Source organism: Acidobacteriota bacterium (genome assembly GCA_040752915.1).
GTDB lineage: Bacteria > Acidobacteriota > UBA4820 > UBA4820 > DSQY01 > JBFLVU01.
Window position 1 is genome coordinate 1 of record JBFMHB010000009.1, and the last position, 15,541, is coordinate 15,541.

Here is a 15,541-nt window from a genome sequence, read left to right on the forward strand (position 1 = left end):
GCCGGCCTCCTTCGAGGCCACGCAGAGCACCCCGCAAAGGGTCCCGTATTGCCGCAGGGGAAGGAAGGCGCGGTGGGTGCCGCCCTCGGTGAGAACAAGGGGAGTTGAGGGGAGGGGGTCGGGCAACGCTTGATCGGCGCATCCGGAAAGGGGTTCCTCGGGATAGCCCGCGACCGCGACGGCGCTGCCGGCTTCAACGGGCGGCTGGAGGGCTACGCAGGCCCTCCCGAAGCCGCCGTAGTCCACGAGGACCCGGCACGTCTGCTTCAACAGGTCCTCCCGGGAGGCGGCTCGCACGAGGGCCTGGTTGGCCTCGGAAAGGGTCCGGTAGAGGCGGTTCAACTTGAGGATGCGCTGCTGCTGGGCCTTGCGCTCCGAGATGTCGCGGATGATTCCCGCCAGGAGCCGCTCACGACCGAGGGTAACCGGCTGGGCCTGAATCTCCACCGGGAATTCGACTCCAGTCCGGGAAAGGTGGAGGGTTTCGTGAAGGCTGCCCTCCGGACGCAAGGCGGCGGCGCGAGCGGCGGGGAGGGAGGCCCGCGCGGAGGGGGCACGCAGGTCCACAATGTTCATCCGGAGCAGTTCAGATCGGCCATAGCCGTAGGCCCTCTCCGCGGCGGCGTTGGCCTCCACGATGGTCCCGTCGGGCCGGGCCAAAATGAAGATGTCATGGGTCTGTTCGCTCAGGGCGCGGTAGAGGCCCTCCTGGCGGGAAAGGTCCTCGAGAAGGCGAAGACGCTGGCGCCGGAGGATGCCGTAGACGAGGAGGGCCAGAGACAGGGCGGCCAGAACCGCGAACAAAATGTACCGGACCATCCAGCCGCCCAGTCGTTCGAAGGCCTCGGCGCGGTCCACCTTGGCCACCAGGCCCCAAGGAGTTCCGTCGATGCGCCGCGTGGCGGCGAGGACCTCCTCCCCCCGGTAATCCGAGAACTCGCCGAAGGTCTCCTGCCCCTCCAGGGCCGCCTTCAGGGCCAGTGTCTTTTCCGGCGTCGCCACCGGGTAGGAGGGGGGCGTGGGACTTCCGAAACGCAGGGGCGAGAGAAAGGCGAGCTTCCCGTGCCACACGGCTCCGATGAGGGTCTCGGCCGTGCGGGTGGGTGTCGGCTGGCGCAGGAGGAGGGGAAAGAGCCGCCGGTCGGGATCCGACTCCAGGACGACGAGGCCCAGGGCGCTCCCGCCCGCGGGGTTGCCGACGAGGGCGTGGTGGCTGAAGGTCAGCCGGCCCGACTCGCGGCGATGGAGGTCCACGAACCGGTCGGCGCCCCCTTCCAGCGTGCGCCGGACCTCGGAAACGCACACGGGGTCCAGGGTCGGGGCACCCGGTGAGGAGGCCACCGTACGGCCCTCCGCATCGAGGCAGTACACGGCCACGTATCCGAAGTTCGCCCTGAGGTGCGACAGATGGGTTTCGAGCCGGATCCGTGAGGCGTCCACCCGGTCGGGTGGAAGGCCCGAGCGCACCGCCTCCAGGTGCTCGGCCACGCGGGGGAGGTCGGCGAGGGTCCGGGCGTCCCCGGACCGTTCCGCGAGGTAGTCTTGAATGGACTGGTCCCGGTCGTCGGCCAGGGCCATCAGGTGATCGCGCCAGTGCTCCCGAACTTCGTCCCGTTCGTTCCGGACAAGCGGAACGTATAGGCCTGCCGATACCAGGAGCGCAAGCCCGAAGGACGCCAAGGTCCATAGGCGCGAGTGGCGAAGACTCCGTTCGGCTTCCGTTCGAGGCGCCTCCTCCGCCTTGGGCATCCCCCCCTCCCCCCGGTGCTCCCCAGCGACCGCGCCTTTCCATTTCCTAACGCACTTGTAGGCAAAGGTACGCCCTTTTTGCCGATTCGGCAACAACGCGGGCGATAGGCGGAAGGAACGGCCGGGGCGAGGAGGGGAGAGGCGGCCGGATCAGGTGGGGTATTTGTCGGCGATGTAATTGATGAGGTGCTTGATGGTGAAGTCCTGGTTCCGGGAGACCCATCGCGTGCAGTCCCCGATGGACACGAGGCCCATGAGGCTCTTCCCGTTCATGACGGGGAGATGGCGGTGGCGGCGGGTGGTCATGATGGCCATGGCCTCCCCGATGGTGGTCTCGGGCGTCACGTACACCACATCGCGCGTCATGACCTCCTCCACGCGGCAGGTTTTGGGGTCCCGGCACGCGAGAACGATCTTGGTCAGGACGTCCCGCTCGGTGAACATGCCCACCGGGACCCCCTCCGAGGCCACCACGACGCCTCCGATGTGCCGGTCCGTCATCATGCGCACAGCATCGAACACCGTGGTGTCAGGCTTTACCGTGAAGACCTCGCGCCCCTTTTCGCCGAGCAGACGATCAACCTTGTCCATGGACGTCCACCTCCCGTTCAGTGCGTGAAACAGTCAGACAGGGGGGAATATTCGAGAGGGAAGGCGGAAGGCGGAAGAAAAAAGGGGCATTGGGGATTTGGGATTTCGGATTTGGGATTGAGAGAAAAATAGGGACAGCCACCTAATTTCTTTGGTGCCGAAGAGGCAAGGCGGAAGGCGGAAGGAGGAAGGAGGAAGAAGAGGCAATTGGGGATAGCGGATTTGGGATTTGGGACCATGCCTGTCTAAGGTTTTTTTGCGCGTCTTATGCGGCCTGCCTTCCGGAGCGAAGCGGAGGAAGGCGCGTCCCGGCGCGCGGGGAGGCTAGCATGGACGCGCCCGGACCAGGCCCTCCGTGCCGCGCCAGGGGCGCGGCCAGGGCCCGGCCGACGTTCGAAGGAGACACGCTGCCTTATTTTGGACACGCATGATTTGGGAAGAAACAAGACGGGAAGCGGGAAACGGAAATCCAGGTCTCCCTGAATCCCGGCCGCCCTACACGTACCACAATTCCCGCTGGGGTTCGGCGAAGAAACGGGGGCCACCTGGGGTGACGAGGACGTCCTCCTCGATGCCCACCGCGCCGAAGCCCGGGACGTTCAGGGAGGGCTCGAGGGTGAAGACCTGGTTCTCCCGGACGGGTAGAAGGATGGTGTTCTTGTACCGGGGCCAGCGGGGCCCCAGCAGGCACCCGCCGTCGTGGGCGTGGCGTCCGAGCTGGTGTCCCAGGGCGTGGGGGTATTCGGGGTAGCCGGCCCCCACGACCACCGCTCGGGCGGCGGCGTCGGCCTCGGTCCCCGGGATCCCCGGCCGGAGGATGGCCGCGGCGGCGTCGATGGCCCGGACGATGGTGTCGAAGCCTTTCTGAACGGGTTCGGGCGCCGCCGTTTCCCCGGGCTTGCGGACGTACCACGTCCTCTGCATGTCCGAGGCGTAACCGCCCACGAAGACGCCCATATCCACGTGGACCAGGTCTCCCTCGCGGACGGCGTTGTCCGTGGCGGTCCCGTGGCCCATGCCCGCCCCGCGGTCCCCCGCGAAGACCAGGGTCTGGAAGCTCGGGGAGACTCCCTTGGCGGCCATGCGGCCCTGGACGAAATCGTAGATTTCCTTTTCGGTCCGGCCCGGCCGAAGGAACCCGTCGATGTCCCGGAAGAGGTCCACCGTGTGGTTCACGGCCGCCTGGAGGTGGGCCTGCTCGATGGGGGATTTCTGGGAGATGAGGGCGCCGATGATGGACTCGGCGGAGACAACCTGGGCGCCCGGGGCGAAGGACTTCAAAAGCTCCTCGAGGTAGAGGAATCGGCCGTGGGGGATGCCGTCCGCCGCCGTGTCGTTCGTGGAGAAGTTCACGGCCACGCGCCGGGGCTTCAGCCGGGCCATGAGCCCTTCAAAGGGCTCGCGGAAGTCCTGGACGAAGGTGATGACTTCGGTGAAGAGCCTGGAGGCCTCGAAGACCTGCTGGTCGAAGCGGCCGCAGATGAGAAAGCGCTCCCCGGCGGGCGTGATGGCGATGAGGCTCTCCCACGTGAGGTGTCCCGGGGAGATGTAGTAGAAAATCCGCTCGGCGCCGGCGCTCGTTTCCTGGACGAACGTGAGCCACAGGTCGGCGCCCGACTCGCGGAGGGCGTCGGCGGCCTGGTCCAGTTTCTGGGCGATGATGTCCGGCGTGCTGAGTTCATGCCCCATCGGGTGCTCCTCGAAAAGGGGCGGCCCGCTTTCGGGCCGCTCGGTTCGATTCTAACACGCGGGCGAACCCCGCGGCGCGTCCTCGAAAGGGTGTTTACGAAAACCCGTTTTGGTTCGTTGCACCGCTGGGAGGGATGGGCGCCCGGGCGGGGACGAATTGTACGCAGAAGGGGCCGGAACGCGCGTCCACGCCGCCCCGGCCCCCCATACTCAGCTACTCACTTACTCACTTACTCACTTATTCCCCAGGCTCCTTCGAAGCTCAGTACTGCCACGTCGTGAAAACTTCTCCGCCGTCGGGGTTGAGGAATCGGAAGACGGTGGGCGTCCCCTTGGGAACGGCGGTCTTCAGCGTGGAGCCCTTGAGGACGATCTTCGAGGCGCTCTTCCATGTGACGGGGGTCCATTCGATGCCGTTGATGAAAACGCGGACGCCCTGCTGAAGGTTGGAGCCGCTGACGAGGAGCCGGAAGGGTCCCGTCTTCTTCACGATGGAGGTGATCTGGGGCGCGAGGGCCGTGGCCGCGATGGCGAGGGTCTCGGTTGCGGTCTGGTTGGTGGTGTCGCGCACCGTGAAGGTGACGGTGTAGTCCCCTTTGGTGGTGTAGAGATGGGTGGGGTTCGCTTCGGTGCTGGTGCCTCCGTCACCGAAATCCCAGAGGTAGGTGTACGGAGCGATTCCCCCCGTGCCGGAGCCGGTGAAGTGGACCGTGAGAGGAACGTTACCTGTGAGCGTGTCGGCCTGGGCATCGGCGTAGAGGGGAGGCGCGGCCACGCTGAAGTTGCCTCCGGCGGAGGCCGTTAGGCTCCCGAGGGTGACGGTCAAGGTCCACGCGTAGGTCCCCGCGGAGGCGTAGGTGTGAGAGGGGTCCGCTTCCGTGGATTCGGCGCCGTCCCCGAAGGCCCACAGGTAGGCCGGAGTCCCCGTGCAGTCGCCCACGAGGTTGAGCGTGGAGCCAAAGGCCACGGGCTGGCCCATGACGCCCGAAGAGGGAACGGAGGTGGAGAGGTCCAGGGCGCAGGTCACAACGGCCAGGCCGTGGTTGGCGCCTGATCCGATGGTCAAGACGGAGGCCGCGACCTGCACGGGGGCGGTCCCGGTGGAGACGCTGAAGGGCTGGGCCAGCTCCCCGTTCGTGTTGTCTCCGAAGGTCCAGAGGGTGCCGTCGCCCTGGAGGACCAAGCTGCTCTGGATGGTGGCCGCCAGGCCAGTGGCTCCGACGAGCCCGGGAACGGGGACGGGGGAATATCGGTTCTGCGTCGTCCCGTCGCCGAGCTGTCCCCGGTCGTTGGCTCCCCAGCCCGAGACGGTCCCGTCGTCGTGAATGGCGAGCACGTGGTTGTAGCCGCCGGCGATGGAGGCCACGTTGGAGATGTTGGCGGGTTGCGGCGTGAAGTGGTCCGTGCTGGTGCCGTCGCCCAGTTGACCGGAGTCTCCTTGCCCCCAGGCGTAAACCCCCCCGTCCTGGAGTACGGCCGCCGTGAAGTCCATGCCTCCCGCCGCCATGGCTACGGGAGGGATTCCCGCCAATTGGAAGGGATAGGATGCGTTATCCGTGGTTCCGTTCCCCAGGGCGCCGTAGTACCCCCGGCCCCACATCCACAGGGTCCCGTCGCTCTTCACGGCGAAGGCGTGCCACCAGGCCGCTCCGATGAAGACGATATCGGAGAGGTTCTCCACCTGGCCCACGGTGAGGTAATCGCCGTCCCGGCCCAGAAGGCCGTAATACCGGCTTCCCCAAGACCACACCGTGCCGTCGGACTTGAGGGCGAAGCCTCCTCCGCCCCGCGCCGCGGCGATCCGGATCACGCCGCTCAGGCCCGGTATCTGGACGGGGACGTCGCTCGGGGTCCGGGTGCCGTTGCCCAAGGCGCCATTGGAATTCTCTCCCCAGGCCCAGACGGTGCCGTCCTCTCGAAGGGCCATGGACCAGCCGCCCCCACCGGCCAGGGAGACGACGCTTCCGAGTCCGGCGACCTGGACCGGGCTCCACTTGACCGGTTCGCGTCCCGATCCCAATTGCCCGTTCTGGTCCTGTCCCACGGCCCAGGCCTGACCGTTCGAGGCGAGAAGAAGGGTATGGTCGCGACCTGCCGAGGCGGCCGTGGTGAGGGTCTGAATGCCGCATTCCGTGGGAGAGTACCGATCTGTCGTTGTCCCGTCCCCCAATTGGCCCACGTCGTTCTTGCCGAAGACCCAGACCGATCCGTCGGCCTTCAGGACCACGGAATGCTCCTCCCCCGCGCTCGCCGAGACCACGTTCGAGAGGGGGGAGAGAGCGGGTGAAGCCTGCCCGGAGGTGTCCCCCAGCCCAAGCTTTCCATGGTTTCCGCTCCCCCAGACGTATAGGGTCCCGTTCTCCAGGACCGCCAGGTTGTGGCTCGATCCGGCGGCCACGAAGGCCACGTCCGCGAGCCCGGGGACCTGGACAGGGGACAGGCGCGTCGTGGTGGTTCCGTCCCCCAGTTGATTGGAGAAGTTGCCGCCCCAGGCCCACAGGGTCCCGTCGGACCGAATGGCCAGGGAGTGGTACCCGCCTGCGGCGATGAAAACGATGGACGTGAGCCCCGGTACTTGAACGGGCGTCTGAGCCGTGCCCGTTGTCCCCGTGCCCAGCTGGCCGTACTCGTTGCTCCCCCAGGCCCACACCGTCCCATCGGCGGAAAGGGCCAGGGAGTGGTTGTGGCCGCCGGCTGCCTGGGTCATCGGGGGAAGACCGCTCACGGCGCCCGGACTCGCATAGCAGGTGAGGGGCGAGCAGGTCCGGCCGAGCTTGTACGCGTCACGGCTCCCCCACGTCCAGAGCGAGCCGTCGGCCTTCACGGCCAGGGCGTGCAGGGGCCCCGCGCCGATGGATACGACCTCGGCCAGTCCGGGGACCGCCTGCGGCGTGCCCGACGCCCCGCCGTAGAAGCCTTGCCCGAGGGTGCCGTTCCCGTTGGTTCCCCAGGTCCACACGGTGCCGTCGGCCTTGAGGCCCATACCCCAGTATATGCCGGCGCCAAGCTGGACGAAGGGGTCCGAATCCGCCACCTGGACGGGAAGGGACCTCTGGACGGGGACACCCGTCCCGATCTGGCCGTAGTCGTCCTTGCCCCAGGCATAGGCCGTTCCCGTCTGGGCCCAGGCCGACCAGGCCAGGGACATGGCGGCAAGAAAGATGACAAACGTTTTGTAGCCTTTTCCCCTGCTTCGAGTCATGGGCCGCTCCTTCGGGCGCCGTTCGGCGCTCCCTCCACCCCGCCATTGGGGCCTCTTATTCCGGATACACGCTTGGTTCCTTCCTCGGGGTGAACCGCGAGGAAACACGGACACGGTGCGGCCAACGGGGATCAGAACACGGTGAAGGGGAAGCGATAGAGGACCGCGCCGGTGGCGGGATCGAGGATCTCCACCGAGGCGGGGCCGGGAGGGAGGAGCCCGGAGGGCATCTGGAGAAGCCATGGGGCGCCGCCCGAGGAAGGGAGGGTCCCCCTCCAGATTTCCCGTCCCGAGGGGCCCGAAAGGCGGGCCACGGCGCCTTCCGGCAGGGGTTCAAGAGTGGTGAGCAGCAGGGCCGTGGGCTCGCTGGAACGCAGGGAGGGAAGGTCCTCGGCCGCCCCCCTGACCGCGAAGGAATCGGGGAGAAGCTCCACGAGCCGTGCCGCCCTTGGTGCCGGTGCGACGCTCTGGATCCGGGCCGATTCGGCCAGACGGAGGTTCAAGGCTCGGGCTTCCCTCCACAACCATGCCGAAACGCCCGCCCCGAGAACCGCGACGGCGAGGGCGGCCGCGAGGGCCCAATCCCGGCGCCCCAGCCCGTTGCGATTTGTTGGGACCCGCGTCGGTGAGCGCGAGATGGAGGCGGAGAGGGACCGCCCTTCCAGCCAGATTTCCAGACACGCCGGACAGGAGGAAAGATGAGCGCGGAGGGATTCCGCGTCCGGTTCCGGAGCCGTTCCCGCGGCGAGGGCGAGGACCGCATCCGGGGAGGGGCACGGTCCCCCTTCCAGGCCAAAGGGCTCCAGGGCGCGGCGCAGATCTTCGCGGTTCACGGTCCCCCCTGGTTGGCGGGTTCGAGTCCCGCCCGGAGGAACTCAAGCCCGCGCCGCAAATGGGTCTTCACGGTGTTCACCGAAAGGCCGAGGAGGTCCGCAGCCTCCTGGGGCCCCAGGTCATGGACGTACCGGAGGAGGAGGCAGCGGCGCATCATCTCGGGCATCTCTCGGATGCGGGCGTGAAGCGCCGCAATCTCTTCGAAAGAGGCGGCCCGGCCCTCGGGGTTCGGAGCCAGTTCATCGGGCGCCTCCGCGGGCGGTTCCACCATGGAGAGGTGCCTTCCCTGAAAGGCGCGCCGGCGATGTTCGGAGATGGCCTTGTTCTTCACGACCGTCACCAGCCAGGGCACCCGGCGCTCCTCCGGCTCCAGGTGCTTCCGATTGAGATACACGCACAAGAAGACATCCTGGGTGAATTCGAAGGCCTGCTCTCTCGGGAAACCCTTGCGCACGAAATACCCCACGGCCCACGATTGGTGCCTCGCGTAGACCTCCGAAAAGGCCGGGTCGTCGGGCAACGAAGTGTCCGAGGCCCCCGGGCCCGTTTCCAGCATGTGAATCTCCCCGTTCGCGAGGGCCCTGGGTCATATGGCGCGGCCGCCGGCTCTCCCGCGGCGTTCCGTTCCGATGGGCCCTCAACGCGGCGACGATTGTATCCCAGGATGGGTCGAGTCGGGGAGGGTTCAATGAAGGAAGCGCGACCGGGAGCGGTTCGCCGGAGGTGGAGCGCTGGTCTGACCGCGGTTCTCGCGGGGTTTGTCCTCCTTTCCCTTCGGGCCGAAGTGGTCGTGGAGTCCGTCGCGCCCCTTTCCGCCCCCGAGAAAGCGGGCCTCGCGGCGGGGGACCGGCTCGCGCGGGCGGCGGTCCTTTCGGAGGACGGGCGCCCGGGCGAGTGGGTAGTCCTGTCGTCTCCCTTTGCGTGGGAGCGGTTCGAGGCCTTGAGGGCCGGTTATGGCACCGCCCTTCTCGAGGGCGAGAGAAATGGAACGCCGGTCAACTGGAACCTTGGACCGGGCCGCGGGGGGCTCAAGGTCTGCCCCGGCCGCAAGGACGTCCGCATGGACGGCTGTTGGGAAAGGGTCCAGGCCGCTCGGAGCGCGGCGTCTGAAAGCCGGTGGCCAGAGGCCCTGAGCGCTCTGGAAAAGGCCGAAGCCCTGGCGGGCGATCTGCCGACCGAGGTGCTCCCCGGGATCCTACTGGAACGGGGAAACCTGCTTCGCAAACAAGGCGACCTGGCGGGTGCTGGAGAGGCCTTCGCGCGGGCCGCGGCGATCTGCGCGGCCCGTTACGGCGAGGCGGACCTCTGGAGGGCCGAGTGCCTGTACCGCCAAGGGGCGGCGGCATGGGTGAGGAGGGACCTCGCCGCCGCCGAACCGCCCCACCGGGAGGCCCTTGCCGCAAGGAGAAAAGCGGCCCCCGGCAGTCCCGACGAGGCCGAGAGCCTAAACAGCCTGGGCGGTATCGCCTTCGCACGGGCCGATTTCGAAGGAGCCGCGGCCCTTTACGCCGAGGCGCTTGCGCTCTTCGAAAAGTCCGAACCGGGAGGGGTGGGCTCCAGTAAAGTTCTTTCGAACCTGGGGAGCGTCCACCGGAACCTGGGCGATCTTTCCGAGGCCGAAGAGTACGTCGGACGGGCCCTGGCGATCCAGCGGCGCCTCGATCCGGGAAGCCTGGTCCTGGCCAATTCGTTGAACAACCTGGGCCTCATCGCCCACGAGCGGGGAGACCTCTCGAAGGCCGAATCGTGCCACCGAGAGGCTCTGGCCCTCCGCGAACGGCACGACCCCGAGGGCCCGGCCGTGGCCGCCAGCCTGAACAACCTGGCGGGCGTGGCCGAATCTCGGGGCGACGCGCTGCAGGCCGAAGCGTGGTACGCGCGTGCCGTGGTCCTTATGGAGAAGAAGGCGCCGGGGAGCCTGGATCTGGCCTCCTGTCTGAGCAACCTCGGGGCCGTTCTGGGGGCCGAGGGCAAGAGCGCCCGGGCCCGGGAAGCCCACCTCCAGGCGCTTGCGATCGAGGAGTCCTTTGCGCCCGAAGGGGCAGGCGCAGCCGGGAGCCACTTCAACCTGGGCATGGAGGCCCTTCGCACAGGGGACCTAAAGGAGGCGAGGTCCCGCTTCGAGAGGTCCGAGGTCCTGTTCCGCAAGGCGGCGCCGGGGGGGCTGGGTCTGGCCGGAGCCCTGTATCATGAAGGTCTTCTCGATTTGAAGGGCGGCGACGTCGCCGCCGCCAGGGCTCTCCTCGAAGAGGCCCTCTCCATCCGCTCCCGCCTTGCCCCTGGAAGCCTGGCCCAAGCGGAGGCCATGCGGGCGCTCGGAGGGGTGGCCACACGGGAGGGGAAGAGGGACGAGGCCATCTCTTGGTCTCTGCGGGCTCTGGACGCGCTCGACTCCCAGATGGGCCGTCTGGGCGGCTCCCACGAGGTGCGCGCCGAGTACCGTTCCGGTGTGTTCCCCTTCTACGAAGAGACCATGGACCTCCTGCTGTCCTCCGGGCGAGGCGAGGAGGCCTTCTCGGCGCTGGAGCGCGGGAAGGCCCGGGTCTTGCTCGAGATCCTCGGAGATCGGGATCTCCACCGGTCCATTCAGGTGTCCCCGGATCTGGCGCGGGAGGGGCGCCGGCTCGACAGGGCTTGCGGGCGGGTCCTGGAGGCCCTTGCGGAATCAGGAGAAGAGGCCGGCTCTGCGGGTTTCAAACGCCTGACGCTCCGCCTCTCCGAACTGCGCGCCGAGCGGGCGGCTTTGGCCGTCAAGGTGCGCGAGCAGTCGCCGGCCTTCGCTTCGCTGGCCTATCCGAGGCCGCTCGGGGTGGAGGCCGTCCAATCTCGGCTCTCCAAAGGGACCTGCCTCGTGGCCTATTCCGTGGGGGAGTCCTCCACGCGCCTCTTCGCCGTGGCCTCGGGCGGCGGCTTTCGAGCGGTCGTCCTCCCCGTCGGACGGGACGCGCTCGGACAGAGGGTAAGCGCCTTTCGGGAGGCCATCTTGGAGGCCCGGAGCCCGGCGCGGAGCATCCACCGGGTCACGGCGCGGGGGCAGGACCTCTACGATCTCCTTCTGGGCCCCGTCGATGCGATCGTCGGCCCCTCGCGCCATCTCGTGATCGTGCCCGACGGGCCTCTGCACGGCCTTCCCTTCGGTGCTCTCGGCTCCAAGAGGGACGGATCCTTCCTCGGGGCGCTGAAGACCCTTTCCGTATCCCCTTCCGCCACGGCCTACGTCGAACTGGGCGGGCTGCTGAAAGCGACTTCCCAAGACGGGGCGGTGGCCGCATTCGCGTATAGCGGTGAGGAGGGCACGGCTCGCCCGAGCCTCGCCGCCACACTCCCGGAGGCCCGCGAACTCGGCCGCCTCGGTCGGGAATGTCGCTTCTTCCAGGGGGAGGAAGCGACGGAGAAGCGCTTTCGGGAGGCCGCCAGAGCCTCCTCAGTGCTCCACGTCGCCTGTCACGCCACCCTGGACAACCGCTTTCCCATGAATTCCTGCCTCCTCCTCGAGCACACGCTCGACGGGCGCCCCGAGGAAGACGGGCGGGTACGTGCCTGGGAAGTGCTCGAGGAGATGAGAATACCGGCTCGACTGGTGGTCCTGTCGGCCTGCGAGACGGGTCTGGGGAGCGAGGTGGCAGGGGAGGGCCTTCTGGGCCTCGTGCGCGCATTCCACGCCGCGGGAGCGCCCGCGGTGGCGGCTTCCTTGTGGAAGGTGGAGGATTCCGCTACGGCGCGTCTGATGGGGGCCTTCTACGAGCACCTCGGACGGGGCGCGGGCCCTTCCGAAGCCCTTCGGAAGGCCCAGTCCGCCCTGCGAGACGGAAAGGCTACAGGCCTCCCGCTCCCCCCTTACTACTGGGCCGCCTTTCAAATCTACGGACGGGGGGAAGGCTGAGGCGCGAAGTCCAGAGCACGAGGGGACACAAGAGCGATGAGCGGGTGCAGGCTTCGAAGGCGAGGGTCGGAGAAGGCCGTCAGCCGTGGCTGTGCCTGAGATTCTCGTTCCCCGGACTTTCTCGGAGACCCTCCTTCTCCCTGCTCGCCTGCTCACTTACTCAATTGCTCGCTTTCTGACGCCCTCAATGGCCCCTCACGAAGAGGTTCTTCAGAACGAGCAGGGACATGGAAGGGCTCTCCAGCATGCGGCGGCGCAGGTACGCGATGGCGTCGTCCCAGTCGGAGGCGAAGGGGACGTATAGACGCACCGTCTCGCCGGCGGCGACGAGTTCCTTCTGGACGCGGTCCCGGGGGACGCCGAGGAGCATCTGGAATTCGTAGCGGTCCTTCAGAACGGCCTTCCGGCGGAGGAGGTCCCGGGCCTTGGCGAGGTACTCCATATCGTGGGTGGCGACGCAGACGTAGTGGCCACGATCGAGGAGCTTCTCGATGAGAAGCAAGAGGTTTTCCTTCATCTGCCGCCGGTTTGTCAAGGCCTTGTCGGGGCCCACGTTGTATATGCCGATGCAGGCCCGCACGTGGGCGTTCAGCCCGTCGAGACGGTCCACGTCGTCGAGAGTGCGGTGAAGACGGGACTGGAGGACCGTGCCCAGAATCGGGTACTTGGGTTTGAGGTCCCGGTAGAGGTCCAAGGTGAAGTCCGTCAGGTCCGTGTCCTCCATGTCCACCGTGAGACCCCTTCCGGCGGCCTGGCAGGCGGCGGCCATTTCCTCCACGTTCCGGCGGCAGAGGTCCGGACTGACGTAGAAACCGAAATGGCCGGGTTTGATGGACAAGGTGCAGTAGCCTCGAGTCTTCACGGCCTCCAGGGCCCTCAGGTAGTTCTCCACGGCCCCGCGGACCTTGGCTTCGGTCTTCTCGGCTTCGCCCAAGACGTCAAGGGTCGTGTGAATGCCGCGCTCCTCGAACAAGCGATCCGCCACGGCCAATCCCTTGTCCAGCGAGTCGCCGGAGACGTACGGGGCGGCGAAGACGCGGACGAGACGCCCCGGAATCAGGTTGACGATGGATTTCTTCACGGCGTACAGGGACATCGTGCCCCTCCTCACGCGGCGGGGCTTCGGGCCCCGAGGCCGGAGTATAGCACCGGGAAGGGTCCTCCCTCCTCGTTCTCGGCCTTGCGCGGGGTTGGGCCTGGGGGAAAACCCCCCTTGCCCGGGCAGGTCCGGAGGGGCCTTGAAGGCGTTGATTTCTTTGGATATGCTGACCTTCCGGCCGGGAGCCATCGCGGGCGCTCCGGGCCTCCACCCCACATCCGGAGCCCGCCAGAGGGTCGCCGCATGTCGAAGTTGAAGCCGTTCCGCGGCTACAGGCCCAGGCCTGACCTCGCGGAGAAGATCGCCAGCCACCCCTATGACGTCATTGACTCGGACGAGGCCAGGAATCTGGCCCGGGGCAATCCCTACTCCTTTCTCCACGTGGGCAAGCCCGAAATCGACCTGGACCCCTCCGTTCCCCTCTACGACGATCGCGTTTACGCTCAGGGCGTGGAGAACCTCCGCCGCTTCATCGCCGAGGGAGTCCTGCTCAAGGAGCCCCAGCCCTGCTTCTACGTATACCAGCAGAGGATGGGAGACCACGTCCAGGCGGGCCTCGTTGGCCTATGCGCCGTCACCGAGTACGAAAACGGTCTCATCAAGCGCCACGAGTTCACGAGGAAGGACAAAGAGGACGACCGCACGCGCCACGTGATGGAGCAGAACGCCAATGCGGAGCCGGTCTTCCTGACTTACCGGGCGGTTCCCGCCATCGACGAGATCGTGGACCGCGCCCGCTCCTGCGATCCCGTCTACGACATCGTGACCGACGACGGCTTCGGCCACACGGTCTGGGTGATCGCCGACGAAGAGGACCTGAAGGACATCGAGCGCCTCTTCGCCGAAAAGGTCCCCGCCCTTTACGTGGCCGACGGCCACCACCGCACCGCCGCCGCCGTCCGGACGGGCCAGGCTCTGCGCACCAGGGCCGCCGCACGCACGGGGGAGGAGCCCTTCGAGTACTTCATGGCCGTGGTCTTCCCCCACGACCAGTTGAAGATCCTCGACTACAACCGCGTGGTGAAGGACCTCAACGGCCTGAGCCCGGAGGCTTTCCTTGCGAAGATCGGAGGGGCCTTCTCCGTGGAAAAGGGCGTCGCGCCCAAACCCGAACGCCCGGCCACGTTCGGAATGTACCTGGGCGGAGAGTGGTACCGCCTGGCGGCCCGCCCGGGCACCTATCCGGCGCAGGACCCGGTGAAGGGGCTGGACGTTTCCATCCTCCAGGACAACCTGCTGGGGCCCGTCCTGGGGATCGCGGACCCGCGCACCGACAAGCGCATCGATTTCGTCGGGGGGATCCGCGGGACGAAGGAGCTGGAGCGTCGGGTCAAGGAGGGCTGGGCCGTGGCCTTCGCCCTCTATCCCACGAGCCTGCCCCAGCTCATGGCGGTGGCGGACGCGGGGCAGGTCATGCCGCCCAAGTCCACGTGGTTCGAGCCCAAACTGAGAAGCGGGCTCATCGTGCGGCTTATTGAGGATTAGTATTGGGGGAGGCCGATCGTAGGGACAGGGATGGAGAGGCTCAACGTTTCCATTCCCCCCCTCCCTCTCGTCTTCCCTGTCCAAACGGAGGGTAAGCGATGAAGATCCTGATTGCGGACGCGTTCGACAAGGGGCTCCCCAAGAGGCTGGAGCGTTTCGGCGAAGTGTTCGAAGACATGGGCCGATTGGCGGAGGCGGAAGTTCTGCTGATCCGCTCCAAGACCAAGGTGACGCCCGACCTGATCGAGAAGGCCCCGGCCCTGAAACTCGTGATTCGGGGGGGGGTGGGGCTGGACAACGTGGACAAGGCCGCGTGCAGCGCGCGGGGCATCGAGGTGATGAATACGCCCGAAGCTTCCTCGGTGGCCGTGGCCGAGTTCGCCATGGCGCTCATGCTGGCCATCCCCAACCGCATCGTGGAAGCCCACACCTCCATGAAGGAGGGGAAGTGGCTCAAGAAGGAGCTCAAGCGCACGGAACTCTACCAGAAGACCCTCGGCCTCCTCGGGGTGGGCCGCATCGGCTCCGAGGTGGCTACCCGGGCCAGGGCCTTCGGCATGACGGTGATCGCGTACGACCCCTACCTCAAGGAGCACCCCGTGGCGCGCCTCGTCCCCCTGGACGAACTCCTCGCCAAATCGGACTACATCTCCTTCCACACGCCGCTGACCGAGGAGACCCGTGGCATGGTCAACGCGGCCCTCATCGGCAAAATGAAGGACGGGGTCATCCTGATCAACACCGGGCGGGGCAAGATCCTCGACGAGGCGGCCCTGGCGGAGGCCCTGAAGAGCGGAAAGGTGGCCGCCTACGGCACCGACGTATGGTCCAGCGACCCGCCCCCCGCCGACTGCCCCCTGCTGACGGCGCCCAACGTCCTCATGGCGCCCCACATCGGGGCCTCCTCCAAGGAGAACCTCCTGCGCATCGGCGACATCGTGGTCGAGATCCTGAAGAATCGGAAATGACTCACGGCAAGGAAGGGAAGTTCGGGAGAAGGAATCCGTCG

At 67.3% G+C, this 15,541-nt stretch carries 10 protein-coding genes; 3 read left to right on the plus strand and 7 right to left on the minus strand.

Annotated features, from left to right (window positions below; all coding sequences use genetic code 11):
• The 6 genes from AB1824_02980 to AB1824_03005 form a co-directional block, all read right to left on the minus strand.
• Positions 1–1,749: PAS domain S-box protein (locus AB1824_02980; protein ID MEW5763918.1), on the minus strand; the 1,749-nt coding region annotated here is incomplete at its 3' end.
• A gap of 150 nt (positions 1,750–1,899) precedes the next feature.
• Positions 1,900–2,340, minus strand: a complete 441-nt coding sequence (locus AB1824_02985; protein ID MEW5763919.1) for a CBS domain-containing protein — start codon at positions 2,338–2,340, stop codon at positions 1,900–1,902.
• 495 nt (positions 2,341–2,835) lie between these two features.
• Positions 2,836–4,029, minus strand: coding sequence for a Xaa-Pro peptidase family protein (locus tag AB1824_02990; protein MEW5763920.1), 1,194 nt, complete (start codon positions 4,027–4,029; stop codon positions 2,836–2,838).
• A 262-nt stretch (positions 4,030–4,291) separates the two neighbouring features.
• Positions 4,292–7,231: a PKD domain-containing protein gene (locus tag AB1824_02995; GenBank protein MEW5763921.1), complete on the minus strand. Its 2,940-nt coding sequence runs from the start codon at positions 7,229–7,231 to the stop codon at positions 4,292–4,294.
• A gap of 131 nt (positions 7,232–7,362) precedes the next feature.
• Entirely contained in the window at positions 7,363–8,064 is a 702-nt protein-coding gene (locus tag AB1824_03000) for a zf-HC2 domain-containing protein (protein MEW5763922.1), read from the minus strand.
• On the minus strand, positions 8,061–8,621 hold the full coding sequence (locus tag AB1824_03005) for a sigma-70 family RNA polymerase sigma factor (protein MEW5763923.1): 561 nt from the start codon (positions 8,619–8,621) through the stop codon (positions 8,061–8,063). The genes AB1824_03000 and AB1824_03005 overlap by 4 nt, the downstream gene beginning before the upstream one ends.
• Before the next feature lie 132 nt (positions 8,622–8,753).
• Here AB1824_03005 and AB1824_03010 point away from each other — a divergent pair, with 132 nt between their 5' ends.
• Positions 8,754–11,948: a CHAT domain-containing protein gene (locus AB1824_03010; GenBank protein ID MEW5763924.1), complete on the plus strand. Its 3,195-nt coding sequence runs from the start codon at positions 8,754–8,756 to the stop codon at positions 11,946–11,948.
• Positions 11,949–12,132: 184 nt separating this feature from the next.
• Here AB1824_03010 and AB1824_03015 read toward each other — a convergent pair whose 3' ends face one another.
• Positions 12,133–13,044, minus strand: coding sequence for a proline dehydrogenase family protein (locus AB1824_03015; protein MEW5763925.1), 912 nt, complete (start codon positions 13,042–13,044; stop codon positions 12,133–12,135).
• A gap of 246 nt (positions 13,045–13,290) precedes the next feature.
• Here AB1824_03015 and AB1824_03020 point away from each other — a divergent pair, with 246 nt between their 5' ends.
• Complete coding sequence (locus AB1824_03020) at positions 13,291–14,532, plus strand: DUF1015 family protein (GenBank protein ID MEW5763926.1); 1,242 nt, start codon at positions 13,291–13,293, stop codon at positions 14,530–14,532.
• A gap of 98 nt (positions 14,533–14,630) precedes the next feature.
• Positions 14,631–15,500, plus strand: coding sequence for a hydroxyacid dehydrogenase (locus AB1824_03025; protein MEW5763927.1), 870 nt, complete (start codon positions 14,631–14,633; stop codon positions 15,498–15,500).
• Positions 15,501–15,541 lie beyond the last annotated feature (41 nt).

Excerpts from the sequence above, each read along its gene's own strand:
- AB1824_02990 (MEW5763920.1), bottom strand. The coding sequence starts at position 4,029 with ATGGGGCATGAACTCAGCACGCCGGACATCATCGCCCAGAAACTGGAC.
- AB1824_02995 (MEW5763921.1), bottom strand. The coding sequence starts at position 7,231 with ATGACTCGAAGCAGGGGAAAAGGCTACAAAACGTTTGTCATCTTTCTT.
- AB1824_03005 (MEW5763923.1), bottom strand. The coding sequence starts at position 8,621 with ATGCTGGAAACGGGCCCGGGGGCCTCGGACACTTCGTTGCCCGACGAC.
- AB1824_02985 (MEW5763919.1), bottom strand. The coding sequence starts at position 2,340 with ATGGACAAGGTTGATCGTCTGCTCGGCGAAAAGGGGCGCGAGGTCTTC.
- AB1824_03015 (MEW5763925.1), bottom strand. The coding sequence starts at position 13,044 with ATGTCCCTGTACGCCGTGAAGAAATCCATCGTCAACCTGATTCCGGGG.
- AB1824_03020 (MEW5763926.1), top strand. The coding sequence starts at position 13,291 with ATGTCGAAGTTGAAGCCGTTCCGCGGCTACAGGCCCAGGCCTGACCTC.
- AB1824_03025 (MEW5763927.1), top strand. The coding sequence starts at position 14,631 with ATGAAGATCCTGATTGCGGACGCGTTCGACAAGGGGCTCCCCAAGAGG.
- AB1824_03010 (MEW5763924.1), top strand. The coding sequence starts at position 8,754 with ATGAAGGAAGCGCGACCGGGAGCGGTTCGCCGGAGGTGGAGCGCTGGT.